Source organism: Rossellomorea sp. H136 (assembly GCF_056838065.1).
Genome location: NZ_CM166371.1, coordinates 1,649,598 through 1,676,467 on the forward strand (window position 1 = coordinate 1,649,598; position 26,870 = coordinate 1,676,467).

Here is a 26,870-nt window from a genome sequence, read left to right on the forward strand (position 1 = left end):
TCCTGCATGTCGTGTCACATGCAGGATTTTTTTGGGGGATTATTCACCACCATAATAAATAACCATCTGGCACACAGTTGTTTCTCCTGAATCATTTACATATTCATGCCCGGAGTCAGCGGCAAAACGAATCGAACTTCCTTCTGTCAGCTCATAGGTTTCTTCGCCGATTTTAAGGGCAATCTTACCTGACAGCACCGTGATGTATTCCTCTACCCCCTTCGTATGCCCTTCATTACGATACGAGCAGCCAGCCTTCATTTCTACCCGGTAGCTTTCCCATTTTTTCAGGGGATCGAAGGGGAATATGGGATAAACGATGTAGTTTCCGTTATCTTCAAGAACAGGCTGAACGTCTTGATAATGAATGATCGATACTTGATTGCCTGGCTTTTCAATCAGTGAAGAGAAGGATACCTTCAAGCCATTGGCGATCTTCCATAGAATAGCGACCGTCGGATTCGAATCACCACGTTCAATCTGACCGATCATCGCCTTGCTTACACCGGTGCGCTCTGCCATCTGTTCAAGGCTGAAGCCACGCTCCCTGCGGATCTTTCGTATATTATCTCCAATTTGAATCGGGAAATTTTCCATGTTAAAAACTCCTCTTGTATACTATAACGTCTATATGTATAATATAATAAATTAACAAAAAATTAAAATAGTAAATTACTTCTATTATAAAGGATGTGAGAGGATGGAGGCACTGATTTCAACGAAAAAAGTGAGTGATTTTCGTCTTGGTCTGCAGGGAGGACTCAGCATTGCCATCGGATACATGCCTGTTGCGTTAACCTTTGGGTTGTTGGCACGTACAACCGGCCTCACGGTCACGGAAACGGTACTGATGAGCATGCTCGTGTTTGCGGGGGCTGCCCAATACATATCGCTGAGTCTGATTGCGGTTGGTACAGGTATCATTGAGATCATTCTTACAACGTTTATCGTAAACATCCGTCACTTCCTGATGTCGGCTTCTTTAAGTGAAAAGCTCGAGGAAGACCGTTTGTTTAAAAAGCTTTTTTATGCGTTTGGGATTACGGATGAAACCTTCACGGTCATCAGCGTCAAAGATGGCAAAGTAAGAACGGGTTTTGCGGTAGGAGTGATGCTCATTTCATACGGGAGCTGGGTCGTGAATTCTGGTGTCGGCTACTTCATCGGGGAAATACTTCCCGAATTTCTACAAGCGAGCATGACGATCGCTCTATATGCCATGTTTGTGGGACTCCTCGTTCCTTCTATGAAAAAAAGTGTGAAGGTCACGTTTTTAGCCGTAGTAGCCGGTGCATTGAATAGCATCCTGCTTTTCACGACGAACCTTTCAAACGGATGGTCGATTGTACTTGCTACCCTCGTTTCAGCCGTGATTGTGGAATTGGTGGTCATGATGAAGGGGGGAGCGAGATCGTATGAATAGCGCGATTGTTTTGATGATCATCGGTATGGCAATTGTCACGTATATTCCCAGAATGCTTCCTTTCCTCGTATTTAAAGGAAAAGAACTGCCTCCATTTCTTCAAGGAGTATTAAAGAATGTTCCCTTCGCCGTATTGGGTGCTTTAATTTTTCCAAGCATCTTGTTGATTCAAGAGGGAAATCTTATGTTTGGAGCTATCGGTACGGCAGCTGCATTTGTCATCGCCTTTCTGGGTGCTAACGTCATCCTTGTGGTGATTGGGGCGATTTCTGTTCTGTCTTTATATTCGGTATTCTTGATGTAAGCCTCGATTCGGGTCGTGGCTTTTTTTTATTAGAAGGAAAGGTGCTGAGTGTTCCTGAGGTATGACAAATGTTGAAGAATGGCAGATAAATCTTTAAAATGGCAGATATAATGAAAATACGGCAGTTAAATTTATAATATGGCACGTAAATCCCCAGAATGGCAGATAAACATTTTCCACATCAAGCCCGGCACTTTAACTGACATGTGTTTAGGTTCTAAATCTTTGGACAGGGTATTACATATAGTAAGAAGAAGAGAAGGGAGGAAATATGTTGGCTAAAAAATGGGCACTTCGTTCGATACTGGCTTATTTGCTATTAGGCATGTTTCTATATGTGTATTTATTCTTCTTGGCGGATTCTACTTTGCCCGACATGTACAATGGAAGCAGTGCTGATCCGGACACCTTTATGAATGATAAAGAAATCATGCTGAGTGAGGATTTCTCGAAAATCAAGAATCTCCTGTTTTTCTTATCCACTCCTTACGAATGGTTGTTTTATTTCCTGATCCTAATTCTCGGGGTCTCGCGTGTGTTTGAGAAGTGGGCGAGGGGAACGGTGAAAAATGGTTTCCTGCAAACGGCCATTTATTTGTTCTGGTTATCGATTGCTTCATTCCTGGCGATTTTTCCACTGCAGTACATTTCGTATAGCATTTCGAAGAGCTACAATATTTCCACCCAGACGTTCTCCATATGGATGAAGGATGAAATCACGGATTTCTGGGTGAATTACCTCCTCATGTTCATCATTGTATCGGTGTTATATGGATTGATGAAACGATTCAAGCAGCGCTGGTGGTTAGCGGCATGGGCATTGTCGGTACCCTTTACGATTTTCATGATGTTCGTGCAGCCGGTTTTGATCGACCCGCTATATAACGACTTCTATCCACTGAAGGATAAAGCGTTAGAGGAACAAATCCTGACACTTGCCGACAAGGCAAACATTCCAACGGACCACGTATTTGAAGTCGACATGTCGGAGAAAACGAACTCACTTAATGCTTATGTAACCGGAGTCGGATCCAATTCCCGGATTGTACTTTGGGATACCACCCTTGAAAAATTAACGGACAAGGAAATCCTGTTTGTGATGGCCCATGAAATGGCTCACTATGTGGAGAAGCACATCTATATCGGCATTGCCATCTACCTGATTTTATCCTTCTTTGGGTTATTCTTGACAGCTAAGCTGATGAGAGGTATCGTCGCCAATCATAAGGAGGACATGAAAGTATCGAACGTTTCGAACTTGAGCTCATTACCTCTGTTCTTGATGATTACGTCCATGCTCCTGTTTACTGTCAGTCCCCTTAGTAACTGGATCTCCCGCTACCAGGAAACGAGAGCTGACCGATACGCAATAGAAATGACGGGCGATAAAGAAGCCGCCATCTCATCTTTCCAAAAGTTATCGAAGGTTGGATTATCTCAGGTCAATCCGCCTTTACTTGTGAAGATTTTCCGTTACGGTCATCCGACCATGCTTGAGCGACTTTCCATGTTGGAACAGTACGAAGTGGAGAAAAAAGAAGAATAAAAAAGGAAAAGCCTGGTCCCGAGTAGAGAGACTAGGCTTTTTCTCTTTTACTGATAATCAGGTTTTTGGCTTTCTCTGTCATATAAGCGAAAATCACGTCTTTATGATGAAGGTTGGAGTTGGTTAGTTGAGTTTCCAGCCATTCTGTTGATTTTCCAAGAAGCTTCAGGTTCCGCGTTTGGATTTTACCATCCACAATCACTGAAATCGGCAATCCTTCGTCATCGATTTTAAGGTTGAGATGTTGGACGGTAACAGGGGTGTTTTCCACCTTAGGAATGACGCTTACTTCACCGATCGGCTCGAGCATGGCGTAGTCCACATCTGAAATTTTCGGGTAACCTTGAGAGCGTAGAATGGAGGTTAATTGAATCAGCGAGATCTTGGATTTCTCCAGATTATCCTCTAATATCTCCCCATTTTTAATTAATAAGGTGGGTTCTCCCAAGAAGAAGCGATTCCCCCATTGACTTAGGGTCAGGAATGAGAACAGTACATGAAGCCCGACTAAAATGACGAGAGCCGAGATGGTTGGCCAGAATTCCGTGGAGATCAGTGGTTCAGAGGCAATGGTCCCAACGATAATAATCGCCACAAGATCATAGGGAGTCATTTGTACAATTGTGGATTTTCCCATCAGTCGCATAGCGGCAATGGTAATTAAGTAGAGGACAAGTACTTTTATTAGCAGGATCATCATATTCGCTCCAAAGTGTATAGGTTAGCTATAGGGTTTACTATTTGAATTGAAGTCATGCATAAATGGAGGGACCAATGGCCCGTCCATTAAAAAAGGAATAGCTGACTCATGTATAGAGTCAGCTATATTTATTATCCGTAGCTTAGGTTTAGTTCGTTTAATTCTTTTGATAATTTCATGAACAGAGGTTTATTTTTCTTATCCAGGGCGGCGTCAATGTCTGTCAGGAGTTTTGTCTTGCGCGTCATCAGAAGGCTTTCATGCAGCACCATGTCGATATAGATCTCCATCACACTTCTCTCAGCGGCTTTCTTACGGGTCATGGCAGAAGCTTTCATCATTTCGGTATAGGACTTTTTGTTTTCCATATACGGTCACCCCTGAATTCTTTTTATTAGTATATGGGGTAAGTAGTAAAAATTCAACCAAAAAATTAAATATTCTGATAATTTTTTACCCTTAACAGAATAGCGTATTGTTAATTTCAGAATTTTTAAAAATATGCGAGACAACCCTCGAAATTTATGGTATTATTTTGGTGAAAAATGTAAATGGAGGCGATGAAATGAGAGAAAAATCTCGAATTATAGAAGAATATGAAGTGAATCCCCATACGATGATCCTGCAGCCAATTGAGTACGGTGCCAGGACATTTACCAAAATCATAGAGGTAGATGACGTACTAATCTCCCCATTTAAACCGTTCGATATTTTAAAGAAGAGCTGTGAATTCTTTGGTTCCTCCTATGAAGGAAGAAAAGAAGGCACCAAAAGACTTACGGGTATCATCTACAAAGCTCCCATCATGGTGAATCCTCAGATGTCCATTTATCTATTTCCAACATCATCTCCTGTCAAGCAAGAATGCGCCTGGATTTCCCATTCACATGTTCGCGGGTATGAACGCTCGACAAATGGATCAACACGGGTCTTTCTTCAAAACAATGAGTCCTGCATGGTTCCCATTTCTTACAGTTCCTTTGAAAATCAAATGCTTCGTACATCTGACTTGCGAATCGCTTACACACAGCGTGTCGCGGAAATGGAAAGTAAATATAATACGAAGGTTCAAACTGAAATGAGTAATATCAAAACGTTTTACCTTAACCGAAATATCAAAAAAAACGATGCGTGAGATGAATCACGCTTCTTTTGTTGTATCTGTTTTCGATTCCAGGAATCGGCGATACAAATAATGTCTCATTAAATCCTCCACGCGGTTTCGAAGGCGCGGATTAAAGTAATTATGGTGCTCCTCATAACCCTTATACAGAAACATATACATTGTAAAGGCTTCGTCTGATTGAATTCGCTCTACCTTCATCTTATTGGTCCTCATGTACTTTTTGACATGAGCGAGTTCTCCTTGGATGACCTTCATCGTCTCCTCAATCATTTCTAAATACGGTCGTTTTAATTTAAACGGGCTGCTGTCTACGATTTGCAGATCACGATTCAAAATCGTCAGCACCATCGGTAAATATATGGCCTGTTCTAATATGTTCCTGTCGTTCTCCGGGATTCTTGTCATATGAAAAGACTCCTTTTCACTTTAGTATAGAACGAATGTTCGTGTTTTTATTTTACGTGGAATTCGATTTACTTTCAATAGCGAAAGTTGTAGAATTTGAATTTGTTTCTATTATGAAGGGCAGATCGGATTTTTATCCATAAAGGGAAAAGTATTTCTGACGTCGAAATAATAAAGAGAATAGAAGAAAGGAAGGTGCCGGAACATGAATAAAGGAATCGAAATCCACGATCTCTATGAGTTAAGGGCCTTATCAGATCCAAGATTGTCACCAAGTGGAGATGAAGCCGTTTATGTCAAAACCATCATGTGTGAAGAAAGAAATGAGTATTTCTCAACCTTACATAGCATTCGTCTGCAAGATAAGACCACTCGCCAATGGACTTTCGGAGAACAAAAAATTTCAACTCCCAGATGGTCACCTGATAGTAGAAAGATCGCCTTTGTCTCGAATCGCTCCGGTGTGAATCAACTATACCTCATCCACCGGGATGGAGGGGAAGCAGAACAGCTGACAGATTACCAAAAAGACGTTTCAAATCCAGTCTGGTCTCCGTGCGGTGAGAAAATTGCAGTCTCGCTCCGGCTTAAAAAGGGGGAGACGTTTGAAAAAAATGAAGGCGAAGAAGAGATATTAAAGCCATACGTTACCACAAGCATGAAATATAAAAGTGACGACCGAGGATTCGATGATAACTGCTACTCGCAAATAGTAGTGGTGGACGTGGCGTCGAAAAAAATGAGAAGAGTCACGGATGATGTCCATGATTACGCTCTTCACTCCTGGTCTCCCGATGGAAAGCACATCGCGTTTTCAGTGGACAGAACGAAAGACAAAGATTTCTCCTTCCAGTCTGATTTATTTATTTTTCACCTTGAAATGAATGAATATAAAAAGATTAATAAAGAATCGGGTTACTATGGAGGAGCAGCCTGGTCTCCCGACGGAAAGCATCTTGCCTACATGGGGCATGGACGTGAATATGAGAATGCGACACATAATAAGGTGTGGCTGTATCATTTTGAAACTGGACATGCCATCTGCCTGACAGAAGGCATGGATTTGCCCGTAGGAGACTATATTAATAGCGACAGCATCCAAGGTTCATCACAAACGGGGATTTTATGGTCAAAGGATAATGAAAGCTTCTATTTCCTGGCGTCTGATGCAGGGAACACAGTTCTTTATTACGCTCATATTGAAGGGGCCATCTACCCTGCACTGCTGCAGGAAGAACAGCATGTATACGGATTCGACTTCGATTCAACTCGACAAGTGATGCTCGTTGCCATGAGCAAACCGACCGAACCTGGTGAATTATATATTCTTCATGTTCCTAGTGGTGAGCTGACGGAAATAACCAGTCTGAACGGAGACCTGCTGGGGAAACGTGAATTGTCTTCTCCCCAATCGTTTATGTACATGGGTGCGAAAGACTGGCCTATACAAGGCTGGATCATGAAACCAGTCGGTTATGAGGAAGGAAAGAAGTATCCACTTATCGTCGAAATACATGGGGGCCCACACACCATGTATGGGAACACTTTCTTTCACGAATTTCAGGTGCTGGCAAGTAAAGGATATGCTGTTTTATATGTGAATCCAAGAGGAAGCCATGGCTACGGACAAGAATTCGTGGATGCCGTAAGAGGCGATTACGGCGGCGGGGATTATGAGGATATCATGGCAGCAGTCGAGTATGCCCTGGAGGAATTTCCGTTTATTGATGAAACCCGCTTGGGTGTGACCGGTGGAAGCTACGGAGGATTCATGACCAACTGGATCATCGGTCACAGCGACAAGTTTAAAGCGGCGGCAACCCAGCGCTCCATCAGCAATTGGATCAGTTTTTACGGAGTGAGTGATATCGGCTACTATTTTTCAGAATGGCAAATTCAAAGCGATCTTGGTGACATCGAAACCCTTTGGAAGCATTCACCCCTTGCGTATGTGAAGAATATGGACACGCCCCTATTAATACTTCACAGCGAAAAGGACTACCGTTGTCCGATTGAGCAGGCGGAACAACTATTTATCGCATTAAAGCGAGAGAAGAAAGAGGTGAGATTCGTACGTTTTCCAGAATCCAATCATAATCTGTCCAGGACCGGAAAGCCTTCTTTGAGGGAAGCAAGATTACAAGAGATTGTTGATTGGTTTGGGGAGCATTTATAGAGGTGAGAGCTGTCATTCCTGGATGGGGATGGCAGCTTTTTGTTAGAACGCATGAGTCAATTCCAATCCAAAGCCTATTCCACAACCCACCGCAAAAAATACCCACCACAGCACGTTTACATTATCCCTCATTAGGCAAAGTTATATTAATAAAACGACCCAAGAGATAACAATATGGAAATCCTGATTTAGTGTGATATGATGAAAATATAAGTAACGATATCACGAAATGAGTTTATTTGTTCATGGTCGTTTAAGGGGAAACATATAATATGGATATAAATAAGATTAAAGCCTGGTTTACACTTGAAAATATGATGGACCTGATTCAGCAGTATCGTTCATTTGGACCGATACCAGGGATCCTGCTGCCGCTGTTGGAAGCATTTCTTCCTTTCCTGCCCCTGGTTGTGTTTGTGACGGCCAATGCGAATGCCTTCGGGTTATGGTGGGGATTTCTGTTTTCTTGGATTGGCGCTACGCTTGGAGCTCTTATTGTATTCTTGTTGGTACGAAGATATGGGGAAACACGATTCTTTCGCATCCTGAGAAAGAACCGCCAAGTGAAGCGATTGACGAAATGGGTAGACAAGCATGGGTTTGGCCCGTTGTTCATTCTATTATGCTTCCCATTTACGCCGTCTGCCGTGGTGAATGTGGTGGCGGGATTGTCGTCGATCAGTATCGCTCAATATATGCTCGCTGTAGTTACGGGGAAAATGGTGATGATTTTCACCATAAGCTTTATCGGATATGATATTATATCATTAGTAAGACAACCAATACGTACTGTAATCGTTGCAGCCATTATTTTTGTCCTATGGTTTGTAGGGAAACGAATTGAGATACATCTGAATAAGAAAATGGAAATAGACCAACGAATTGAACGGAAAAAGCAGGAGGAATCAAATTGAGAGAAGAGGTAAAAAGAGAAGGACTCGAATGGATTAAAGCCTTGGGGATTGGACTGATCATCTTTATTATCATTCGAACCTTTCTCTTCTCCAACTATGTAGTCGAAGGTGAATCGATGATGCCGACACTACAGGATGGAAATAAACTTGTTGTGAATAAAATCGGTTATCATATTGGAGACTTGGATCGCTTTGATGTTGTTGTCTTTCATGCAAATGAGAACGAGGATTATGTGAAACGAATCATTGGACTGCCAGGTGATAAGGTCGTTTATAAAGATGATAAGTTATATGTTAACGGAGAGTACTATCCTGAACCTTATTTAGAAAAGTTCAAGCAGGAGTTCATCGGCAACAAACTGACTGGAGACTTTACCCTTGAAGAAATCACGGATGAGCAAACGGTTCCCGAAGGCAAAGTATTCGTTCTTGGAGACAATCGTCGGGGAAGCATGGATAGTCGCTACTTTGGGTTTATAGATCGGGAACAGATTGTAGGAAAAGTGGATCTTCGTTACTGGCCTATCAACGAATGGGATATACAATTCAGGAACTAAAGTTATGGGAATGCTGTTCAATATATGAACAGCATTCTTTTTTTGCGGAAGATTCTTCAGTATGTACTAGTTATCCTCCTGTGATCCATATAAATATGGTAGAATAGTAAGAAAATTCGATCTTTTTGACGGTGGTAGTGTGACAATAGAAATACCAATCATTGAAACCAAGTTTGTGCCGCCTGTTGTCAAGGATACATATATTAGGCGTCCAAAGAAACAGCTGAAAATATCCCGACTATTGCTTGAGATAACAGAAAGTGATCTTTTCCTTACAAAAGAAGAGGAGGAGGTACGTCTGACCGACTTCATGAGACAGGGATTAAGTAATCACAAAAGAAACGACAAGGAAATTGTCGAAGATATAGGAGAAACCGCTACTTTTGTTGAATTAAAGAACAGTGGGCATTCACCCCTCATCGATGATTTAGATCAATTGTTAAAGGCAATACAATCGTTTTTGCAAGCAAAGGAGGAATTCGCATGAGACTGGAAGGGAAAGTTGCCCTTATCACAGGTGCTGCGAACGGGATTGGATATGCGGCAGCAGAATTATTTATAAAAGAAGGATGTAATGTTGCCCTGGTGGACTTCAATCAGGAAGTCGGTGAAGTAAAAGCCAGTGGGCTCAATGAACTTGGTACAGGTAAAGCGGCCTTCTTTCAGGGAGATGTAGCAGACCGTTCTTCCGTAGATGCCTTTGTCAAGGGAGTAATTGAACAGTTCAGCAAGCTCGATATTTTAATTAACAACGCTGGAATCACAAGAGATGGCATGATTCATAAGTTATCGGAGGAAGATTTTCAAAAGGTGCTGGATGTGAATTTAACAGGTGTGTTTAATTGTACCCAAGCGGTTCTCCCCTATTTGATTGAAAATGGAAAAGGGAAAATCATAAACACATCTTCAGTAAGCGGGGTATACGGAAATGTCGGTCAAACCAACTATGCTGCAGCAAAAGCGGGGGTTGTGGGGATGACGAAAACCTGGGCGAAAGAGTTGGGACGCAAAGGGATCAACGTGAACGCAGTCGCGCCCGGATTCACCGAAACGAGTATGGTGGCAGCTGTTCCTGAAAAGGTCATCGAGCAAATGAAAGCGATGATCCCCCTTGGAAGATTAGGAAAACCGGATGATATCGCGAAAGCATATTTGTATCTGGCATCGGAAGACAGTGACTATGTGAATGGAACCGTCCTCCATGTAGATGGCGGCATCATGATGTAATTTAGACAGGAAAGGGAAGTGACAAGATGAGGAATGTAGTGATCACAGCGGCTATGCGTACTCCGGTTGGGGCATTTGGAGGAACATTCAAGGATCTGCTCCCAACGGATTTGATTGTCCCCGTTATGAAAGAAGCAGCTAGAGAAAGTAGGCTGTCGGCAAGTGATATTGATGAAGTGATCCTCGGGCATTGTATTCAAAGGACCGATCAGCCAAATACAGCAAGAACAGCCGCATTACTGGCCGGGTTTGATGACACGACCACGGGTTATACGATCCAGCGCCAATGTGCCAGTGGAATGCAGGCCATCATTTCAGCAGCCATGCAAATTCAAACAGGATTATCTGATATTGTGCTGGCAGGCGGGGTGGAAGCGATGAGCTCCAGTCCATATATTTTGAAGCAGCACCGATTCGGTCAAAGACTGCAACATGGAGAAATTCGTGATTCGGTTTGGGAAGTCCTTGAAGATCCCATTCACGGCATGATGATGGGGGAAACAGCTGAGAACCTGGCGGAAATTCACTCGATTTCCCGTGAAGAGCAGGATGAGTATGCAGTATTAAGCCATGAGCGCGCAATGACGGCAATGGAAAATGGGCACTTCGATTCTCAAATCGTTCCTCTTACAGTGAAGGAACGAAAAGGAGAGAAGGTCATTGATAAAGATGAAAGCCCACGAGCTGGATTGATGGTAGAAAAACTGCAGAAATTAAAGCCGGCATTCCGGGAAAGCGGCACGGTCACTGCCGGGAATTCTTCAAGCCTGAATGATGGAGGGGCGGCACTGATTCTCATGAGTGAAGAAGAAGCTGAACGAAGAGGACTTCAGCCTTTGGGAAGAATCGTTGGATATTCCGTAGCAGGCGTCGATCCAAAAGTGATGGGGATAGGACCCGTGCCCGCTATTCACAAAGGTTTACATACAACAGAAAATTGGTCTTTGGATGATATTGATCTATTTGAAATCAACGAAGCATTCGCAGCCCAGTATTTAGCTGTTGAAAAAGAGCTGGGCCTGGATCGTGAGAAAGTGAATGTCAATGGCAGCGGAATCAGTATCGGTCACCCAGTCGGCTGCACAGGTGCACGACTTGTTGTGTCTTTACTGCATGAATTGAAGCGTCGTGAATTGAAAAAAGGAATTGCGTCATTATGTGTAGGTGGTGGCATGGGCGCTACGGTATTGGTTGAAGGGATGTAAGAAGAGGAAGTGCTGGCTCTGGATGGGCTAGTGCTTTTTTGTGGGATTTGTAGTGGGGGAGGAAGACCCGCACCCATTACGGAAAGAACGTCTAGCCCCCCAACGCCAATAACAACCCTATGATAATAGACTCATTTTCAAGCATTTACACAAAATTTACCCTATTTTGACAATGTGTAATGTACGCTAAATGTATAGTTATATTTAGAGGAGGAGAAGCGATTTGAAGGATGTAAACAAAAAGTTCATCAGCATTTTTTCAATTTTAATTATTTTTATGATTGCGTGTGGTCAAGTATCTCCAAGTCAAATGAGTGCAGCGGGAAATGGGACATGGAGTTCGCCATTCACTGTTGATCAGGCATTATCCAATCAAGATGGTTCCACTCAGTCAGTGGAAGGGTATGTGGTCGGGCAGCCGACCTCTACGTCATCCGTTGTCACGGGTAACTTTCCAAACGATTACGCACTTGCCTTGGCGGATTCCCCGTCTGAATCCAATACGGATGAGATGGTTTATGTTCAAATTCCATCTTCTTACCGTTCAAACTTTGGATTGCAAAGTAACCCGGGTCTAATGGGTGAAAAAATTAAAGTGACGGGCAGTTTAACGGCCTATTTCTCTCATCCGGGAGTGAAGTCTACGTCAGCATTTGAATCAGTGGAAGATGGAGGGACTGATCCGACTGATCCTCCAACCGACCCAACCGATCCACCATCCTATGAGGAATATTACAACTCGGCTGAAGGGAAAACAGGATCTTCTTTAAAGACAGCACTACATAACATCATTGATGATCATCAAACTCTTTCCTACAGTGATGTATGGGGTGCACTTCGAAATACAGACGAAGATCCGAACAACCCGAATAACGTGATCCTCCTATACTCAGGCCGTTCCCAATCCAAATCGACAAACGGCGGTGGAATCAACGATTGGAACCGGGAACACGTCTGGGCGAAATCCCACGGGGACTTTGGAACAGCTCAGGGACCAGGGACGGACCTTCATCATTTGAGACCGACAGATGTAACGGTCAATTCTACAAGAAGTAATCTTGACTTTGATAATGGCGGGACTCAGCATGGTGAAGCGCCAGGCAACTATTATGATGGGGATTCCTGGGAGCCACGGGATGAAGTAAAAGGGGACGTCGCCCGTATGATTTTCTACATGGCAGTCCGCTATGAAGGGGACAGCGGGGAACTGGATTTAGAGATCAATAACAACGTGAACAATGGAAGTGCCCCTTATCACGGGAAAATGTCCGTTCTTCTGCAATGGAATGAACAGGACCCTGTAGATGAAAGGGAAATCCGACGCAACGATATCATTTTCGAACAATATCAAGGAAACCGAAATCCATTCATTGACCACCCTGAATGGGCGGAAATGATCTGGTAAGCAACACGGGGCCTGGAATCTTCCAGGCTCTTTTTTTAATGTGGAAGCTAGGTTCCTTTACTGTAACTCATTTGTAACCCCGCCATCTATCATGAAAGCAACCATCCAAAGGGAGATGTACATGGAAAGAGTCAAAGATTGGTTTCAGAATCGATCAATGATCTCTCCTGATCATAAAACTTTTTCAAGTGCAATAAAGGAATCGGAGAGAAACGCCTCGAAATACATACGTCGAGGTGAAGTGAGAATGAAACGGTTATTAACAGGTACAAGAATTTATCTTTCAGGATTTCAGGATGAAGATCTTGCGGCCATACGAGAATGGAATTCAAATGAAGAGCTTCAGAGATTATTCGATGCTCTCCCCCATAAACCAAAATCAGAGGAAGAGGCAAAAAAATGGATGGTGGTTTCTGAAGACAATGCTTTTCGATTTGCCATACGCCTAAAAAATGATGGGAGAATCATAGGCTTTGTCGAATTGGACGGGATCCTATGGACGCATCGTGTCGGATGGGTTTCCATTTCAATTGGAGACGAACAGGCCTGGGGCAATGGTTATGGGAAGGAAGCCATGAAGTGTTTGTTGGCATATGCCTTTCATGAGTTGAATTTATACCGCCTTCAATTGACGGTATTTTCATATAATGAGAGGGCCATTCGTTTATATGAATCACTCGGATTTACGAAAGAAGGAAGCTACCGTCAATTTTTACAGAGGGACGGAGATCGGTATGACATGAACTTATACGGGATATTAGCGGATGAATGGAGAGAAAGTGTGAAAGAAGGATGAGTCTATCCTTCTTTTTTTGGCGTAGAATGCATCTATGCCCCCATCTTCCATCTCCTCCTCTCAACAGACAACAATCCTCCCATCCAGCCATGAAACAAAAAGCATCCCAGTAACAGAAACAACGATTGTACGTAAGTAAGCTGCATGATGACTAAGGGTGCTATGCTGGTTCCACCTAATAAAATAAAGGAGTACAGGCTGAGTGCCTGGCTTCGGTCATCTCCACTCATATCTCAATCCGACTGCCCGGAGGAGGAAAAGTAGATTGGAATCACCCGATAAGTACCGGGTTAAGCTGTCATAATAAGCAACAAAAGATGCGAGAAGGGTGAACCCGATGCCGTAGCAGTAATAGAGTTCCTTTCTCAAAAGGAGTTTATAAATCGTGACGATCTGGTGTGTGACGGAAACGACCGAGTGGAAGTTGGAGGTAGCGTTTGTTTTCCTATGGTAAATAAGGAGACGTACACCACTGCGAAAAAGAAAAATACAATCGTTCATTTGCTGTAGCGGGTGATTCCTTCACTGAGTAATTGACCGAGTATTCCTGCGAACAGAAAACCGGAATTGATAAAAGCGAGAAGCAGGGTTCGTTTTTTTCCAGAAAACAAATCAAACGTATAAGTAAAGGCGACGGGGGCAAAACTTCCCAAACAAAACCCTTGAATTCCCCGTAAGAAAAATAAACTCCAGAAATCACCTGCAAGCCCCACCAAACCTGTTGAAACAGCAGAGGCAAGCATTCCCCAAACAAGAATCTCTTTTTTTCAAAACGATCTGCGCTATTGGCAAAGGTTAGAAGTCCACATGCGTAGAAAAAGATAAATGAGCTTCCTGCAATAACGACATCACTTGGTGCTATAGAGAGGGAGGAAGCGATATTCCCGTAAATGGGAATGAACGTGTAAATATTACAGGCTACCATAATCACCATCACAACAAGAACAGAAGCGATTCTGTTAAAATATTGATTCATCAGCCATCACCTGCCTCTTTTTACTGTATGCAGGTGTTCCAAATATTTTCAATAAAGATTGAGACGGGAAAGATTTGTTCCTGTGTACTATAATGAACCTATACAAAAATTCAACCTGCCTCATGGTTACAATAGATTAGTATAAGAAAGGGAGTGAGAGGATGGCTGTACGTTTTATTCTCGGGCGCTCTGGTACGGGGAAAACCCATCGCATATTAGATGAGATGAAGCAGAGCTTATTGGAAGAGCCGAATGGGGATCCCATCATCTATATCGTACCGGATCAGATGTCATTTATATCGGAATACGATCTTGTTAACACACCCGGATTAAATGGGATGATTCGTGGACAAGTGTTCAGTTTCACCCGGCTCGCGTGGAAGATTCTGCAGGAAACGGGCGGAATGAGCCGCTACCATCTATCAGATGTCGGCTTAAATATGATGATTAGGAAGATTATCGACGAAAATAAAGATCGTCTCCATATTTTCTCGAAGGCCGCGGATAAGCCGGGTTTCATTCATCATGTAGAATCCATGTTGACGGAATTCAAGCGCTATTGTATTTCGCCTCAGGATCTCGGGCAACTTGATGGGGAAGATGAGCTGGGTTCGAAGGTGTTGAAGGATAAGCTTCATGATCTTGAATTGATTTATGAGAAATTCGAGGAAAAGCTCCTCGGCAAATACATTGATTCAGAAGACTACTTTCAGCTGTTGGCTGATAATGTGAAAAACTCTGAGCTTCTTAGAGATGCAGAGATTTACATAGACGGCTTTCATAGCTTCACGCCCCAGGAATATCAGATAATCGATCAGCTCATTCAGCATAGTAAGACAGTGACGGTTGCACTGACAACCGATCCGGAGCAGCAAATGGGCGCGATGAACGAGTTGAGCTTATATCGGATGACGAACGAAACGTACCATACTCTTCAGGATATAAGCAATGGTGCGGGGAAGTCCATAGAAGAAGAGGTGTTAGTGAATCGGATTCGCTATCATAATGACACGATGCTGCATCTCGAACGTCATTTTGAGGACCGGCCAACTGTTCCATGCGAAGAAGCAAAAGGTTCCATTGAGTTTCTGGAAGCCTCTAATCGCCGGGCAGAGGTCGAAGGGATAGCAAGGGAAATACGGAAGCTTGCCCGGGAAAAGGGATATCGGTACAAGGATATAGCGGTGCTGGTTCGAAACAGCCAGGACTACCGTGATAAGGTCGAAACGATATTTCAAGATTATAGTATTCCATTTTTCCTTGATCAGAAGCGGACAATGTTAAATCACCCTCTGATTGAGTTGATCCGTTCGACTCTGGAAATCATGAACACGAACTGGAGATATGAGCCTGTATTCAGGGCGGTAAAAACAGACCTGTTGTTTCCTTATCAAAAAAATCCAACCGATTTACGGGAAAAAATGGACCGATTGGAGAACTATGTGCTGGCTTACGGGATCAAAGGCGATCGCTGGACGAAGAAAGATCGCTGGAAATACCGTCGCTTCCGTGGTCTTGAGCATGTGGACGCACCACAAACCGACCGTGAAAAGGAACTCGAGCATGAAATCAATGAGCTTCGTTTATTTATTTCTGCGCCGATCATACGTCTTGGAAAACGATTGAAAAAGCAATCCACGGGACGGGAATTCTGTGAAACTCTCTATCTGTATCTGGAAGAGTTGGATATTCCGGCTAAGCTTGAACGTATGCGTATTGAAGCAGAAGAAAAAGGCGACTTGATTGCGGCAAGAGAGCACGATCAAGCGTGGTCAGCTGTAATGGACTTACTTGATCAATATGTAGAAATGCTCGGTGATGAGGAAACAACGATGAAGAAATTCTCATCGATCCTCGATGCGGGTATGGAAACGATGCAATTCTCGTTAGTTCCCCCTGCCATTGATCAAGTCATAATAGCTGATCTGGAGAAATCAAGGCTTGGTGCCATTAAAGCAGCATTTATTATTGGAGTGAATGATGGGGTTCTTCCGGCAAAAATGAATGAAGACGGAGTCCTGTCAGATGAAGACCGTGAATCGTTGATCAACAGGGGCTTCAAGATATCTCCCAGTAACAGGACGAAGCTGTTGGACGAGGAGTTTGTGGCGTATAAAGCCTTTACGACCCCGAGTGAACGCTTATTCATCAGCTATCCGATTGCCAATGAAGAAGGAAAAGCGTTATTGCCATCCTCTTTCATAAAAAGGCTGAATGAAATGTTCCCGGATGCATTTACGAAGCTTCTTATTAATGAACCATCCGAGCTTTCTGAAGAAGAACAGCTGCACTACGTTTGTCATCCCAATGTGACAATTTCTCATTTAACGTCGCAATTACAGTTAAAGAAGCGCGAATATCCGATCTATGACTTCTGGTGGGATGTGTATAACTTCTATGCAACGTCAAACGATTGGAAATGGCATGCACAGCATATTCTATCCAGTCTATTCTACCAGAATCGGGCGAATCAGCTTTCTGAGGATACGAGCAGGGATCTGTATGGTGACCATATTTTAGCGAGCGTATCCCGAATGGAGCTGTTCCATAGTTGTCCGTTTTCTCATTTTGCCAGTCATGGGTTGAAGCTTAGAGAGCGGGATTTCTTTAAACTGGAGGCACCGGATATTGGGGAAATGTTCCATTCCGCTCTTAAATGGATATCAGAAGAAGTAGAGCGTCATGGTCTGACCTGGGCATCCTTATCAAAAGCTCAGTGTCTCAAGCTTGCTAAAGAAGCCGTCTTGATGCTCGCACCGAAGCTTCAGCACCAGATTCTATTAAGCTCAAACCGCCATTATTATATCGCTCAGAAGCTTGAGCAAATCATAAGCCGTGCGAGCCTGATTCTCAGTGAGCATGCGAAGGCGAGTGGATTTGTTCCTGTAGGGGTGGAGCTTGGATTTGGACCGCAAGCGACCCTGCCTCCGTTCCAGTTCCAGCTGAGAAATGGAACGAAAATGGAATTACAGGGAAGGATCGACCGGGTAGACAAAGCAGAAGATGCAAGCGGAGTATACCTAAGGATTGTCGATTACAAATCGAGTGCAAGAGATTTGGATATGACGGAAGTGTACTACGGATTGGCACTTCAGATGCTGACGTATTTAGATATTGTGTTAACGAACTCTAAGCAATTTGTCGGGAAAGAAGCAAAGCCTGCGGGCGTACTCTATTTCCACGTTCATAATCCTATGATCAATAGTAAGAAAATCTTGACAATGGATCAGATTGAAAAGGAAATCTTTAAGAGTTTTAAGATGAAGGGACTCGTTCTGGGTGACTCTGACATCGTTCGGTTAATGGATCAAACGTTAGATACGGGCAACTCAGATATCATCTCGGCAGGGGTCAAGAAGGATGGATCATTATCCTCCCGGTCAAAAGCTGCTTCAACAGAAGACTTTCACTATATGCGTCAGCATGTGAGAAAACTATATCAAGCTTCAGGGAACCGGATTGTTTCAGGTGAGACCAATATTACTCCTTACAAGCTAAAGGACCGTACACCATGTCAGTTCTGTTCGTTCCGTTCCGTTTGTCAATTCGACCAATCACTTGAAGAAAACGAGTACAGAGTGCTCCCGACGGCAAAACCAGAAGATCTATTAAGGACATTGAGAGAGGAGGCTGAGTCCAATGAGTAAAGGTACGATTCCGGCAAAGCCTGATCATGTTACATGGACAGATGATCAGTGGAAGGCGATTTGGGCGAAAGGTCAGGACATTCTCGTAGCAGCTGCTGCAGGATCAGGGAAGACTGCAGTTCTTGTAGAGAGGATCATTCAGAAAATCCTTTCTGAAGAAGACAGAATGGATGTGGATGAACTATTGGTAGTAACCTTTACCAATGCATCTGCCGCTGAGATGAGACATCGGATCGGGCAGGCGTTGGAAAAGGCGATTGATGAGGATCCCCATTCCCATCATTTAAGAAAACAGCTGAGCTTACTGAACCGTGCTACCATTTCGACTCTTCACTCTTTTTGCCTTGAAGTGATTCGTAAATATTATTATCTCATCGACATTGACCCGGGTTTTCGGATTGCCGATGAAACAGAAGGGGATCTGCTGCGTGATGAAGTGCTTGATGAGCTGTTTGAAGAGGAATACGGAAAAGAAGGCAATCATGATTTCTATACACTGGTAGATACATTTACCAATGATAGAAGTGACGGTGCCCTTCAGGATATGATCCGTAAGCTGTATGACTTTTCACGCTCTCACCCGAACCCGGACGAATGGCTGAGAGGGCTGGAAGAGATGTATGACATCCAAGAAGGTGTAGAGATCGATCACCTTTCTTTCATTCAGCCGCTCCATACAGATATTCGCTTACAGCTTCATGGGGCGAAAAGCTTGTTTCAGCGTGCATTGGATCTGACACGGGTTCCTGGAGGTCCGGGTCCAAGAGCTGAAAACTTTCTAAACGATATAGAGATTGTCGAGAGCCTTGAAGAAAGCCGGCACATTTCATGGAATGCTTTATATGAAACGATTCAAACCTTACCCTTTACAAAGTTAAAAGCTTGTCGAGGGGATGACTATAACAAGGATATCGTTGATGAAGCGAAAAAGCTTCGGGATCAAGGGAAGAAAACGTTAGAAAAACTGCAGGAAGATTTTTTCTCAAGAAGACCGGAGTCATTCCTTGAGGATATGAAGAAAATGAGAGACGTGATTCATACCCTGGCAGAAGTGGTGGTGGAATTCGGCAAACGTTTCCGACAAGTGAAAGAGGAAAAGGGACTTGTTGACTTTGCCGATTTAGAGCATTTTTGTCTCGATATTTTAAGAGACCCTTCATCAGATGCTTTACTTCCTTCAGAAGCTGCAAAGCAATATAAAAAGAAATTCAAAGAAGTACTGGTCGACGAGTATCAGGATACGAATATGGTTCAGGAATCGATTCTTCTTCTCATTACTGAAGAACGAGAAGAAGTAGGGAACCGTTTTATGGTAGGAGATGTAAAGCAATCCATCTATCGCTTCCGATTGGCAGAGCCGAATTTGTTTTTAGGAAAGTATACCCGCTTTCTTCCTGTAAGCGGAGAAGCGGGATTGAAGATCGATCTATCTCAAAACTTCAGAAGCCGGAAAGAGGTGTTAGAGGGAACCAACTTTTTATTTAAGCAAATCATGGGGTCTTCGGTTGGTGAGATGGAATATAACCGGGAAGCAGAGCTGGTGAAGGGTGCTCCCTACCCGGAAGAGAAAGAGTATCCGATCGAAGTAGCGATCATTAATCAGGAATCAGAGGAAACTTCATCGGGTGGTGATGAAGAGGAGTTGTCCATTTTTGATGAGGGCGATATTGAGAAATCCGTGCTCGAAGCCCGCTACATGGCAAATAAAGTGAAGGCCATGATTGAAGAGCGTACACCGATCTATGATGCCAAAACGAAGACAGAGCGTCCCATTCAATACAAAGATATTGTGATTTTGCTTCGTTCTATGCCTTGGGCGGCAGAAATTATGGAAGAATTCAAACGGCAAGGAATTCCGATTTATGCAAATCTGTCTACTGGTTATTTTGAAGCAACCGAGATCGCGATTATGCTTTCACTGCTGAAAGTGATTGACAATCCGTATCAGGATATCCCCCTGGCATCGGTTCTTCGTTCACCGATTGTTGGGCTGGACGAGCAGGGTCTTGCAAGCATTCGGATTCATTCGAGAGCAGGAACGTATTACGAAGCCTTGAAGAAATTTGCAAGTGAAAAACCAAGTAACGCACGTGAAGAAGAAACATTTGAAAAGGTCAAAGTGTTTCTGTATCACATGCAAAACTGGCGGACAAAGGCTAGACAAGGATCGGTTACGGAGCTGATTTGGCAATTGTATCGGGACACTAGATTCTATGATTATGTCGGAGGAATGGCCGGCGGGAAACAGCGTCAGGCAAACCTTCGGGCACTATACGACCGTGCCCGCCAATACGAATCAACGTCCTTTAGAGGTTTATTCCGCTTCCTGCGATTCATTGATCGGATGAGGGAAAGAGGCGATGACCTCGGGGTAGCGAGAGCTCTCAGCGAGCAGGAGGATGTAGTCCGCTTAATGACGATTCACTCCAGTAAAGGGCTTGAGTTCCCGGTTGTCTTTGTCGCTGGCACATCGAAGCAATTCAATCTCATGGATTTGAACGCTTCCTATTTATTAGATAAAGATTTGGGTTTTGCTACAAAGTATACAGACCCAGGGAAGCGAATCAGTTATCCATCTCTTCCCCAACTGGCATTTAAGCGGAAGAAGCGCATGGAGTCCATCTCAGAGGAAATGCGGGTACTCTATGTGGCGTTAACCCGTGCAAAAGAGAAGCTATTCTTAGTGGGAACTGTGAAAAGCTTAGAGAAGTCACTTAAGAAATGGCGGGGAGCTTTAGGTCAGACAGAATGGTTGTTATCTGACTATGAGCGGGCCGGGGCAAGTTCATATCTTGATTGGATAGGTCCGTCCCTCATGCGACACCCTCATTGTGGAGAGCTTGGTGAAGATGTGGTTTTAGAAGGAAGTGGGATCAATGAAGAGATTCTAAAGCATCCTTCTTGCTTTCATATCACGATGATTCAAAAGTCTGAGCTGGGTGCAGAAGACGATGAGTCAATGAGTGAAGATGACAATTGGAAAGAGCAAGTGAAGAGCGGTGGGGAAGTGGAAATAGAGTCCATTCATAAAGAAGAGGTATTGCACCGATTGTCGTGGAAGTATCCACATCTGAGTGCTACAAACCTTCGCTCGAAGCAATCGGTTTCTGAGCTGAAGCGAATGGTGGAAATAAGGGATGAAGCATCCAGTATCGATATTTTGCGGCGCCATCAAAAGCCTGTGTACAATCGCCCACAATTCATGCAGTCAAAAGAGCTGTCTCCTGCTGAAAGAGGAACAGCCATGCACACAGTCATGCAGCATATTTCTTTTGCGGATGGTGTACCTGCAGAAGAAGATGTAAAAGAGTTGTTATCGACGTTAGTGTATAAAGAAATCCTGACGGAAGAACAGGAAAGAGCAATAACGTTAGACAACATCGTTGGATTCTTCCAAAGCGACCTTGGGAAGCGTTTGGTTCAGGCGGCGAATATCCAACGGGAAATTCCATTCAGCATGAGTGTCCCTCTGAGTGAAATATCGGAAACAGGAGAGGGTGCCCCGGAAGAAACGATCCTCGTTCAAGGGGTCATTGACTGTGTATTCCGGGATGAATTGGGAATTGTGCTGTTGGATTACAAAACGGATGGCATCCACGATCGATATAAGGATGGTTTTAGAGGAGCAAGACCGATACTTGAAGAGCGTTATAGAGTGCAAATTGAATTATATACACGTGCACTGGAATCGATTTGGAAAGAAACGGTGTCTGAAAAGTATCTTTACTTTTTTGATGGAGGGCATGTGTTGAAACTATAAAGAATAACCACTTTGAAGCACTTGTCTTCAGAGTGGTTTTTAAAGTGATAATAATAGGGAATATTTATATTAAACACATTCAGGAAGGGCTTAAGATGAGTAAAAAAACGAGGTACCTGTGAATTATGCTCCCGGCAAAATGTAGAAACTACGATTCATCACCTGAGACCTAAAGAGGTTGGGGGAACCTTCCTTCCTACAGCACAACTTTGTATTCCGTTTCATAAGCAAATTCATTCACTCTATACAAATGACGAATTGGAAGTAAGATTGAACACCATCGAAAACTTGAGGGGGGATGAAAGATTCATAAGTTCATGAAGTGGATCCGAAAGCAGCCCTCCACTAAATTGGTGAAGACAAAGAAAAGTATCGAACGTCGAAAGAAACGATAAGGAAATCAAAAAACAAAAAGCCGCATAAGGGCTTTTTGTTTTTTAGTTATTTCCGGTGATTGGTTGATCCACGACATTGCAATCAAACGTGGTACTTACGCTGAAGACATTGTAGCTTAACTGAAATGGACCAGTATTAAAGCCACCGGCGCCACCGAATGTCTTGGTTGCTGACTTAGGTGAAATAACGGCCGTATCTCCAAACTGAACATTTCCTCCACCAACGTTAAGAATAGCGACAGGACCTACTAAAGCGGGCATAATCAACATCCTCTTTTTATTTGTCTATATGGTTAGCCTATGTGAACTTACAGGGAAGGTTCTTCGGTCAGCCTTGAACAGAAAAAAACACCGCGCATCAATCTAGTTCATCGATCGTTTCAAATGTTTGAGGAGTGTCATCTTCTTTATTTTCCAACTGCCTGATATTTTTCACCCTTGCTTCCATATATGCATTGCAAGTATTCCCTAAATGAATAATGGAAGAAGAGGAGGTCGCTCGGATGTTCATGTTGTCGACCTTGATGGGACAAAGGTTGAGACGGCTTACCCGAATGTCGGGATTGATTGCAGGCAGTTCGATCGGATTTTGGAATACATCTGAATCGAAGCTTCCCTCACTCGTCAGGAAAAATTCTTTTTCACGTTGTACTGCAAAAGCCTTTGAGCGAGCACAAATATTTTGGGAATCACCAATTTGATAAACCGAACTAAAGGCCAGAGTGATACCATCAAGCTTGTTTACGATGGAATATCGTTTCATATGATTTATCCTTCAGGGGACAGAGGGACAAATGGGCCGATGATCAGGGACTCAGGGGGGGTGTCGAAGGCAGATGCCAATTGAATGATATCAGCATCTCCAACAAGCACGAGGGAAGAACTCGCCACCCCTGCAATATCAATATTTCCAACTGAAAGTTCACGATTGATGACCTGGAGGTTCATTGTTCTTCATTCCTTCCATATTATTTGGGATTTGTGACATAAAGGAGAAGAGGGCCGTTTCGATATCCTTTTTGATTTTGCTGATGATTTTCCGTTCCCATTCTCCTTCTTGGTCTTTTGACTCAATATAGGGGATGTTCTGTAAATAGAAATCGATTCTTTGTGGCATCTGGTTCAATAAATCCTGCTGGATCATTTCGTAGTAAGACGGATCCAGTGACCGCTTAAATTGCATTTCATTATCCTGAATAAGGCTTGGTAATTCTGAATCGATATACGCTTTAATTTCTGCAGTAATCCTTTCTTTATAGGGCTTGATGTCCTTTATTGAATTGACATCCACATTTTGCTCGACGGCCAGATCCTCTATGGTTTCTTTTAAGTTATTTGGATTTAATCCAATATTCAAGGTGCCATCAAGAGATTCTACTTTGAGTTGATCAAATTTATATTCGATTCTTTCAACGTTGATTTTCGGAGCATCTCTTAGTGTTATTACCTCTTGTGACAGCTCATTCACTTTTTTTTCCAACGCGACAATTTTCGTGTTCAACATCTCGATATACTGATAAAGTTGTTGTGGGGTCATATAGTAATTGTTCATACTGCCACCTCTTTCTTTTGTCGCGATTTAGGTTAACTTGGCGTTTGCAGGGGAACGAGGGGGGTTACAGAGGGAGGTGGTTCTCCATTACCGTTTTTCTCCGCTTCTGGAGCAGGCTCCGTGAAGCCCCCTGTATTATAAAGAAAGTTATTTGTTGTGATTTGACCGCATGTTCCAATCTGAAGGATGGAAGAATTGGACATCCCCCCGATTTTAATAAATTGAATCTGTATGGATTGTTGAACATTATAATTCGTCATTCGGCATCACACTCATAGGTTAAAGTTTATTCCTTGATCCATTCCATCATCGTCCACGGTATAGGTCAAGGAGCTTTCATTGTAGACTGAAATCCCCTTTCCTGTAATGAACGAACCTGCCCCTGCGAAGGTCTTGGCTGTGGAAATTGGACTAATGTTAAATACATCTCCAATATGGAAGACGGCACTTGAACCGACGCTTACGACTTGAGCAATTCCTACGATTGCGGGCATATCAACTCACACCTTTAAGACAAAGTTAATTATTGTTATTCTATGTGAAAGGAACGAATAGGTGATAATCGCCTAATTTCATATTTAGAGTTAGAATGGAAAAGAGAATATTTTTTCGGAGGAACTGTACATGAACACATTATCGCCAATTGAGCATTCAGAACGTATTGTAAGTCTTGATGTGATCCGGGGCTTTTCATTGCTTGGGATCTTTATCATCAACATGATTTCCTTTCATTCACCATTTCTGTATCTTGATCCGTATTCTTGGTGGAAAACGCCTGAAGATGTCGCCTTGTATCCATGGATTGATGTATTGGTCCAAGCAAGCTTCTATCCTCTGTTCGCCATGATGTTTGGGTATGGGTTAGGCATTCAGCAGCAAAGGGCAACTGCTAAAGGAACGTCTTTCTATCTATTTGGAATCAGAAGGCTTCTTATCTTATTAGTGATTGGCTGCATTCATGCTTTTCTTATTTGGTCGGGAGATATCTTAATTAATTATGCCGTATTCGGGCTGCTGCTGCTCGTATTTATGAGGCTGTCTGGAAAGGGATTATTGTGGTTAGGGGGATTATTATTTCTGCTGCCTCAATTATTTTTCAGTATTCTGCTCGTATTAATGACATTCGCAGATCCGACTGGTGTAACCCAGTTTACTGATATCCAGTCGCTGCAGAATTCAGTTGCCGCTTATGCATCCGGAAGCTTCAGCAGTATTATGGAGCAGCGTTTTCAGGACTGGTATGCGGTGAATTCACCAGGTAACCTCATATTCTTATTACTTTCTATCTTACCAATGATGATGATCGGGGCAGGGGCCAGTAAACTGCAACTCTTGGAAAAGGTAAGAGATTATAAGAAGACATGGATTGTAATAGGAAGCTGTACTTTGGCGATTGGGATTTTCATTAAATCAATGCCATTATTCATCCAGTCCAATTTTGCATATGCATATATTCAAGACTTTTTGGGAGGTCCGTTCTTATCAGTATCTTATGCAATAATCCTTTCATTATTATTGTTGAATGAAAAAATCATGAAAGGGAGCAAGCCTTTAGCCTCAGTAGGGAAAATGTCCTTGACGAACTACCTAATGCAATCGATCATCGGCACCCTGATATTCTATTCTTATGGATTTGGACTCTACGGGGAAGTGACGTTAACGACGGGGACTTTGCTGGCGGTTGGGATTTATGTCATTCAAGTCATCTTATCAGAGATTTGGTTATCCAAGTTTAAATACGGTCCTGTTGAGAAGTTGTGGCGTGTATTTAGCTATGGAAGAAGCACTGTGGTTAAACAAAGAGAGTTATAGTTTCCATATCAAATGAAGGAGATGAGTAAGGAATGAAATTTGTTAGCTTTCAGATTGGGGATAGACAGACGTATGGTGTAGAACGAGATGGAAGAATCCTAGAATTGGCCTGTTTTGACGGTTTATCTAAGGATTTACTTGACGGGGTAGAAGAAGGGGAAGGCTTTCTTCATAAGGTGAAAAATGTTCTCCAGGACGATTCGATAGTACCCCGCTCTTATTCACATGATGAGATAAAGTGGCTGTCACCTCTTCCGAGAGTGAAGAGGAATATTATGTGTGTGGGAAAAAATTATCGTGATCATGCCATTGAAATGGGCAGCGAACAGGATATCCCTAAAGACATCATGATCTTCACTAAAGCCACCAATACCGTAGTCGGTCATGGAGAAATGGTGTTGCATCATGGTGAAATGACGGAGCAGCTTGATTATGAAGGGGAGCTTGCTGTCGTGATTGGCAAGAAAGGGAAAGGGGTTTCCCTGGAAGACGCCTTGGAGTACGTATTTGGATACACGATACTCAATGATATAACCGCCAGGGACCTGCAGAAAAAGCATGGCCAATTTTTTATCGGTAAAAGCCTGGATACTACATGTCCGATCGGTCCGTATCTTGTCACGAAGGATGAAATCGTCGACCCGCAGAATCTGGAAATCACGACGAGGGTAAATGACGAAATACGTCAGTCTTCGAACACAAGTGAAATGATATTCAACATTCCCACCATCATTTCGACATTATCAAAGGGGATGACACTTGAGCCTGGTGATATCATTGCTACCGGAACACCGGCTGGAGTTGGAAAAGGCTTCAAGCCTCCGCTTTTCCTGAAGAAGGGTGACAGAGTGGAGATCGAAATTGAATCTCTGGGAATTTTGACAAATCAGTTACAGGCCTAGTTTAAATTTCTGTTGTAGTAAAGACTATGGTAATATTATGAA

General features: G+C 43.1%; 27 protein-coding genes and 1 pseudogene. 17 read left to right on the forward strand and 11 right to left on the reverse strand.

Features of this window, described 5'->3' with window-relative positions; genetic code table 11:
- Positions 1 to 39: 39 nt before the first annotated feature.
- Entirely contained in the window at positions 40 to 597 is a 558-nt protein-coding gene (locus ACYH0O_RS08325) for a helix-turn-helix domain-containing protein (RefSeq protein ID WP_482631924.1), read from the reverse strand.
- 103 nt (positions 598 to 700) lie between these two features.
- Between ACYH0O_RS08325 and ACYH0O_RS08330 the strand changes: the two genes are divergently transcribed.
- The 3 genes from ACYH0O_RS08330 to ACYH0O_RS08340 all read left to right on the forward strand — a co-directional run bounded on the left by ACYH0O_RS08330 (position 701) and on the right by ACYH0O_RS08340 (position 3,273).
- On the forward strand, positions 701 to 1,423 hold the full coding sequence (locus ACYH0O_RS08330) for an AzlC family ABC transporter permease (RefSeq protein WP_482631925.1): 723 nt from the start codon (positions 701 to 703) through the stop codon (positions 1,421 to 1,423).
- Complete coding sequence (locus ACYH0O_RS08335; RefSeq protein ID WP_149155139.1) at positions 1,416 to 1,727, forward strand: AzlD domain-containing protein; 312 nt, start codon at positions 1,416 to 1,418, stop codon at positions 1,725 to 1,727. Before ACYH0O_RS08330 ends, ACYH0O_RS08335 begins: the two co-directional genes overlap by 8 nt.
- A gap of 274 nt (positions 1,728 to 2,001) precedes the next feature.
- Complete coding sequence (locus tag ACYH0O_RS08340; protein ID WP_482632527.1) at positions 2,002 to 3,273, forward strand: M48 family metallopeptidase; 1,272 nt, start codon at positions 2,002 to 2,004, stop codon at positions 3,271 to 3,273.
- A 31-nt stretch (positions 3,274 to 3,304) separates the two neighbouring features.
- Here the strand turns inward: ACYH0O_RS08340 and ACYH0O_RS08345 are convergent, their stop codons facing one another.
- Both ACYH0O_RS08345 and ACYH0O_RS08350 read right to left on the reverse strand, forming a co-directional pair.
- Positions 3,305 to 3,973: a DUF421 domain-containing protein gene (locus tag ACYH0O_RS08345; protein WP_482631926.1), complete on the reverse strand. Its 669-nt coding sequence runs from the start codon at positions 3,971 to 3,973 to the stop codon at positions 3,305 to 3,307.
- 131 nt (positions 3,974 to 4,104) lie between these two features.
- Positions 4,105 to 4,341: an IDEAL domain-containing protein gene (locus tag ACYH0O_RS08350; protein WP_149155142.1), complete on the reverse strand. Its 237-nt coding sequence runs from the start codon at positions 4,339 to 4,341 to the stop codon at positions 4,105 to 4,107.
- Positions 4,342 to 4,538: 197 nt separating this feature from the next.
- Here ACYH0O_RS08350 and ACYH0O_RS08355 point away from each other — a divergent pair, with 197 nt between their 5' ends.
- A complete protein-coding gene (locus ACYH0O_RS08355; protein WP_482631927.1) occupies positions 4,539 to 5,108 on the forward strand; it encodes a competence protein ComK in 570 nt (189 codons plus the stop codon).
- 6 nt (positions 5,109 to 5,114) lie between these two features.
- Here the strand turns inward: ACYH0O_RS08355 and ACYH0O_RS08360 are convergent, their stop codons facing one another.
- Complete coding sequence (locus ACYH0O_RS08360; RefSeq protein WP_149155144.1) at positions 5,115 to 5,504, reverse strand: YhjD family protein; 390 nt, start codon at positions 5,502 to 5,504, stop codon at positions 5,115 to 5,117.
- A 205-nt stretch (positions 5,505 to 5,709) separates the two neighbouring features.
- On the opposite strand from ACYH0O_RS08360, the gene ACYH0O_RS08365 reads away from it, so the two are divergent.
- The 8 genes from ACYH0O_RS08365 (at position 5,710) to ACYH0O_RS08400 (ending at position 13,784) form a co-directional block, all read left to right on the forward strand.
- A complete protein-coding gene (locus tag ACYH0O_RS08365; RefSeq protein ID WP_482631928.1) occupies positions 5,710 to 7,680 on the forward strand; it encodes a S9 family peptidase in 1,971 nt (656 codons plus the stop codon).
- Positions 7,681 to 7,952: 272 nt separating this feature from the next.
- On the forward strand, positions 7,953 to 8,594 hold the full coding sequence (locus tag ACYH0O_RS08370) for a TVP38/TMEM64 family protein (protein ID WP_482631929.1): 642 nt from the start codon (positions 7,953 to 7,955) through the stop codon (positions 8,592 to 8,594).
- Positions 8,591 to 9,151 carry a signal peptidase I gene (gene lepB / locus ACYH0O_RS08375; protein ID WP_149155147.1) on the forward strand — a complete coding sequence of 187 codons (561 nt, stop codon included), beginning with the start codon at positions 8,591 to 8,593 and terminating at the stop codon, positions 9,149 to 9,151. Before ACYH0O_RS08370 ends, lepB begins: the two co-directional genes overlap by 4 nt.
- Before the next feature lie 139 nt (positions 9,152 to 9,290).
- On the forward strand, positions 9,291 to 9,638 hold the full coding sequence (locus ACYH0O_RS08380; RefSeq protein WP_482631930.1) for a hypothetical protein: 348 nt from the start codon (positions 9,291 to 9,293) through the stop codon (positions 9,636 to 9,638).
- On the forward strand, positions 9,635 to 10,378 hold the full coding sequence (gene fabG, locus ACYH0O_RS08385) for a 3-oxoacyl-ACP reductase FabG (protein WP_482631931.1): 744 nt from the start codon (positions 9,635 to 9,637) through the stop codon (positions 10,376 to 10,378). Before ACYH0O_RS08380 ends, fabG begins: the two co-directional genes overlap by 4 nt.
- A gap of 26 nt (positions 10,379 to 10,404) precedes the next feature.
- The gene (locus ACYH0O_RS08390; RefSeq protein ID WP_482631932.1) at positions 10,405 to 11,583 is read left to right on the forward strand and encodes a thiolase family protein; all 1,179 of its coding nucleotides are present in this window, start codon (positions 10,405 to 10,407) and stop codon (positions 11,581 to 11,583) included.
- A 277-nt stretch (positions 11,584 to 11,860) separates the two neighbouring features.
- A complete protein-coding gene (locus tag ACYH0O_RS08395; protein ID WP_482632528.1) occupies positions 11,861 to 12,988 on the forward strand; it encodes an endonuclease in 1,128 nt (375 codons plus the stop codon).
- 247 nt (positions 12,989 to 13,235) lie between these two features.
- On the forward strand, positions 13,236 to 13,784 hold the full coding sequence (locus ACYH0O_RS08400) for a GNAT family N-acetyltransferase (RefSeq protein ID WP_482631933.1): 549 nt from the start codon (positions 13,236 to 13,238) through the stop codon (positions 13,782 to 13,784).
- Positions 13,785 to 14,229: 445 nt separating this feature from the next.
- On the opposite strand, the gene ACYH0O_RS08405 is transcribed toward ACYH0O_RS08400, so the two are convergent.
- Complete coding sequence (locus tag ACYH0O_RS08405; protein ID WP_482631934.1) at positions 14,230 to 14,760, reverse strand: hypothetical protein; 531 nt, start codon at positions 14,758 to 14,760, stop codon at positions 14,230 to 14,232.
- A 161-nt stretch (positions 14,761 to 14,921) separates the two neighbouring features.
- On the opposite strand from ACYH0O_RS08405, the gene addB reads away from it, so the two are divergent.
- The 3 genes and pseudogenes from addB (at position 14,922) to ACYH0O_RS08420 (ending at position 22,562) form a co-directional block, all read left to right on the forward strand.
- The gene (gene addB / locus ACYH0O_RS08410) at positions 14,922 to 18,407 is read left to right on the forward strand and encodes a helicase-exonuclease AddAB subunit AddB (protein WP_482631935.1); all 3,486 of its coding nucleotides are present in this window, start codon (positions 14,922 to 14,924) and stop codon (positions 18,405 to 18,407) included.
- Positions 18,400 to 22,167: a helicase-exonuclease AddAB subunit AddA gene (gene addA / locus ACYH0O_RS08415; RefSeq protein WP_482631936.1), complete on the forward strand. Its 3,768-nt coding sequence runs from the start codon at positions 18,400 to 18,402 to the stop codon at positions 22,165 to 22,167. Before addB ends, addA begins: the two co-directional genes overlap by 8 nt.
- Positions 22,168 to 22,320: 153 nt before the next feature.
- Positions 22,321 to 22,562 (forward strand): annotated as a pseudogene (locus tag ACYH0O_RS08420) (HNH endonuclease).
- Between the two features lie 42 nt (positions 22,563 to 22,604).
- Here ACYH0O_RS08420 and ACYH0O_RS08425 read toward each other — a convergent pair.
- From ACYH0O_RS08425 to ACYH0O_RS08450, 6 genes are all read right to left on the reverse strand, one after another.
- Positions 22,605 to 22,823: a spore germination protein gene (locus ACYH0O_RS08425; protein ID WP_149155153.1), complete on the reverse strand. Its 219-nt coding sequence runs from the start codon at positions 22,821 to 22,823 to the stop codon at positions 22,605 to 22,607.
- 97 nt (positions 22,824 to 22,920) lie between these two features.
- Positions 22,921 to 23,325 carry a spore germination protein GerPE gene (locus ACYH0O_RS08430; RefSeq protein ID WP_482631937.1) on the reverse strand — a complete coding sequence of 135 codons (405 nt, stop codon included), beginning with the start codon at positions 23,323 to 23,325 and terminating at the stop codon, positions 22,921 to 22,923.
- Between the two features lie 5 nt (positions 23,326 to 23,330).
- Entirely contained in the window at positions 23,331 to 23,510 is a 180-nt protein-coding gene (locus tag ACYH0O_RS08435) for a spore gernimation protein GerPD (RefSeq protein WP_149155155.1), read from the reverse strand.
- Positions 23,485 to 24,114, reverse strand: coding sequence for a spore germination protein GerPC (gerPC, locus tag ACYH0O_RS08440; RefSeq protein WP_149155156.1), 630 nt, complete (start codon positions 24,112 to 24,114; stop codon positions 23,485 to 23,487). The genes ACYH0O_RS08435 and gerPC overlap by 26 nt, the downstream gene beginning before the upstream one ends.
- A gap of 32 nt (positions 24,115 to 24,146) precedes the next feature.
- Complete coding sequence (locus ACYH0O_RS08445) at positions 24,147 to 24,374, reverse strand: spore germination protein GerPB (protein ID WP_482631938.1); 228 nt, start codon at positions 24,372 to 24,374, stop codon at positions 24,147 to 24,149.
- 12 nt (positions 24,375 to 24,386) lie between these two features.
- Entirely contained in the window at positions 24,387 to 24,608 is a 222-nt protein-coding gene (locus ACYH0O_RS08450; protein WP_138777268.1) for a spore germination protein, read from the reverse strand.
- 130 nt (positions 24,609 to 24,738) lie between these two features.
- Here ACYH0O_RS08450 and ACYH0O_RS08455 point away from each other — a divergent pair, with 130 nt between their 5' ends.
- Both ACYH0O_RS08455 and ACYH0O_RS08460 read left to right on the forward strand, forming a co-directional pair.
- A complete protein-coding gene (locus ACYH0O_RS08455; RefSeq protein WP_482631939.1) occupies positions 24,739 to 25,926 on the forward strand; it encodes a DUF418 domain-containing protein in 1,188 nt (395 codons plus the stop codon).
- A 32-nt stretch (positions 25,927 to 25,958) separates the two neighbouring features.
- Positions 25,959 to 26,828, forward strand: a complete 870-nt coding sequence (locus ACYH0O_RS08460; RefSeq protein ID WP_482631940.1) for a fumarylacetoacetate hydrolase family protein — start codon at positions 25,959 to 25,961, stop codon at positions 26,826 to 26,828.
- Positions 26,829 to 26,870 lie beyond the last annotated feature (42 nt).

Excerpts from the sequence above, each read along its gene's own strand:
- ACYH0O_RS08360 (WP_149155144.1), bottom strand. The coding sequence starts at position 5,504 with ATGACAAGAATCCCGGAGAACGACAGGAACATATTAGAACAGGCCATA.
- ACYH0O_RS08400 (WP_482631933.1), top strand. The coding sequence starts at position 13,236 with ATGAAACGGTTATTAACAGGTACAAGAATTTATCTTTCAGGATTTCAG.
- ACYH0O_RS08370 (WP_482631929.1), top strand. The coding sequence starts at position 7,953 with ATGGATATAAATAAGATTAAAGCCTGGTTTACACTTGAAAATATGATG.
- ACYH0O_RS08395 (WP_482632528.1), top strand. The coding sequence starts at position 11,861 with ATGATTGCGTGTGGTCAAGTATCTCCAAGTCAAATGAGTGCAGCGGGA.
- ACYH0O_RS08450 (WP_138777268.1), bottom strand. The coding sequence starts at position 24,608 with ATGCCCGCAATCGTAGGAATTGCTCAAGTCGTAAGCGTCGGTTCAAGT.
- ACYH0O_RS08455 (WP_482631939.1), top strand. The coding sequence starts at position 24,739 with ATGAACACATTATCGCCAATTGAGCATTCAGAACGTATTGTAAGTCTT.
- ACYH0O_RS08405 (WP_482631934.1), bottom strand. The coding sequence starts at position 14,760 with ATGAATCAATATTTTAACAGAATCGCTTCTGTTCTTGTTGTGATGGTG.
- gerPC (WP_149155156.1), bottom strand. The coding sequence starts at position 24,114 with ATGAACAATTACTATATGACCCCACAACAACTTTATCAGTATATCGAG.
- ACYH0O_RS08430 (WP_482631937.1), bottom strand. The coding sequence starts at position 23,325 with ATGAAACGATATTCCATCGTAAACAAGCTTGATGGTATCACTCTGGCC.
- addA (WP_482631936.1), top strand. The coding sequence starts at position 18,400 with ATGAGTAAAGGTACGATTCCGGCAAAGCCTGATCATGTTACATGGACA.
- ACYH0O_RS08390 (WP_482631932.1), top strand. The coding sequence starts at position 10,405 with ATGAGGAATGTAGTGATCACAGCGGCTATGCGTACTCCGGTTGGGGCA.
- ACYH0O_RS08435 (WP_149155155.1), bottom strand. The coding sequence starts at position 23,510 with ATGAACCTCCAGGTCATCAATCGTGAACTTTCAGTTGGAAATATTGAT.
- ACYH0O_RS08365 (WP_482631928.1), top strand. The coding sequence starts at position 5,710 with ATGAATAAAGGAATCGAAATCCACGATCTCTATGAGTTAAGGGCCTTA.
- ACYH0O_RS08445 (WP_482631938.1), bottom strand. The coding sequence starts at position 24,374 with ATGACGAATTATAATGTTCAACAATCCATACAGATTCAATTTATTAAA.
- ACYH0O_RS08330 (WP_482631925.1), top strand. The coding sequence starts at position 701 with ATGGAGGCACTGATTTCAACGAAAAAAGTGAGTGATTTTCGTCTTGGT.
- ACYH0O_RS08335 (WP_149155139.1), top strand. The coding sequence starts at position 1,416 with ATGAATAGCGCGATTGTTTTGATGATCATCGGTATGGCAATTGTCACG.
- ACYH0O_RS08325 (WP_482631924.1), bottom strand. The coding sequence starts at position 597 with ATGGAAAATTTCCCGATTCAAATTGGAGATAATATACGAAAGATCCGC.
- ACYH0O_RS08425 (WP_149155153.1), bottom strand. The coding sequence starts at position 22,823 with ATGCCCGCTTTAGTAGGTCCTGTCGCTATTCTTAACGTTGGTGGAGGA.
- addB (WP_482631935.1), top strand. The coding sequence starts at position 14,922 with ATGGCTGTACGTTTTATTCTCGGGCGCTCTGGTACGGGGAAAACCCAT.
- ACYH0O_RS08350 (WP_149155142.1), bottom strand. The coding sequence starts at position 4,341 with ATGGAAAACAAAAAGTCCTATACCGAAATGATGAAAGCTTCTGCCATG.
- ACYH0O_RS08460 (WP_482631940.1), top strand. The coding sequence starts at position 25,959 with ATGAAATTTGTTAGCTTTCAGATTGGGGATAGACAGACGTATGGTGTA.
- ACYH0O_RS08345 (WP_482631926.1), bottom strand. The coding sequence starts at position 3,973 with ATGATGATCCTGCTAATAAAAGTACTTGTCCTCTACTTAATTACCATT.
- fabG (WP_482631931.1), top strand. The coding sequence starts at position 9,635 with ATGAGACTGGAAGGGAAAGTTGCCCTTATCACAGGTGCTGCGAACGGG.
- ACYH0O_RS08355 (WP_482631927.1), top strand. The coding sequence starts at position 4,539 with ATGAGAGAAAAATCTCGAATTATAGAAGAATATGAAGTGAATCCCCAT.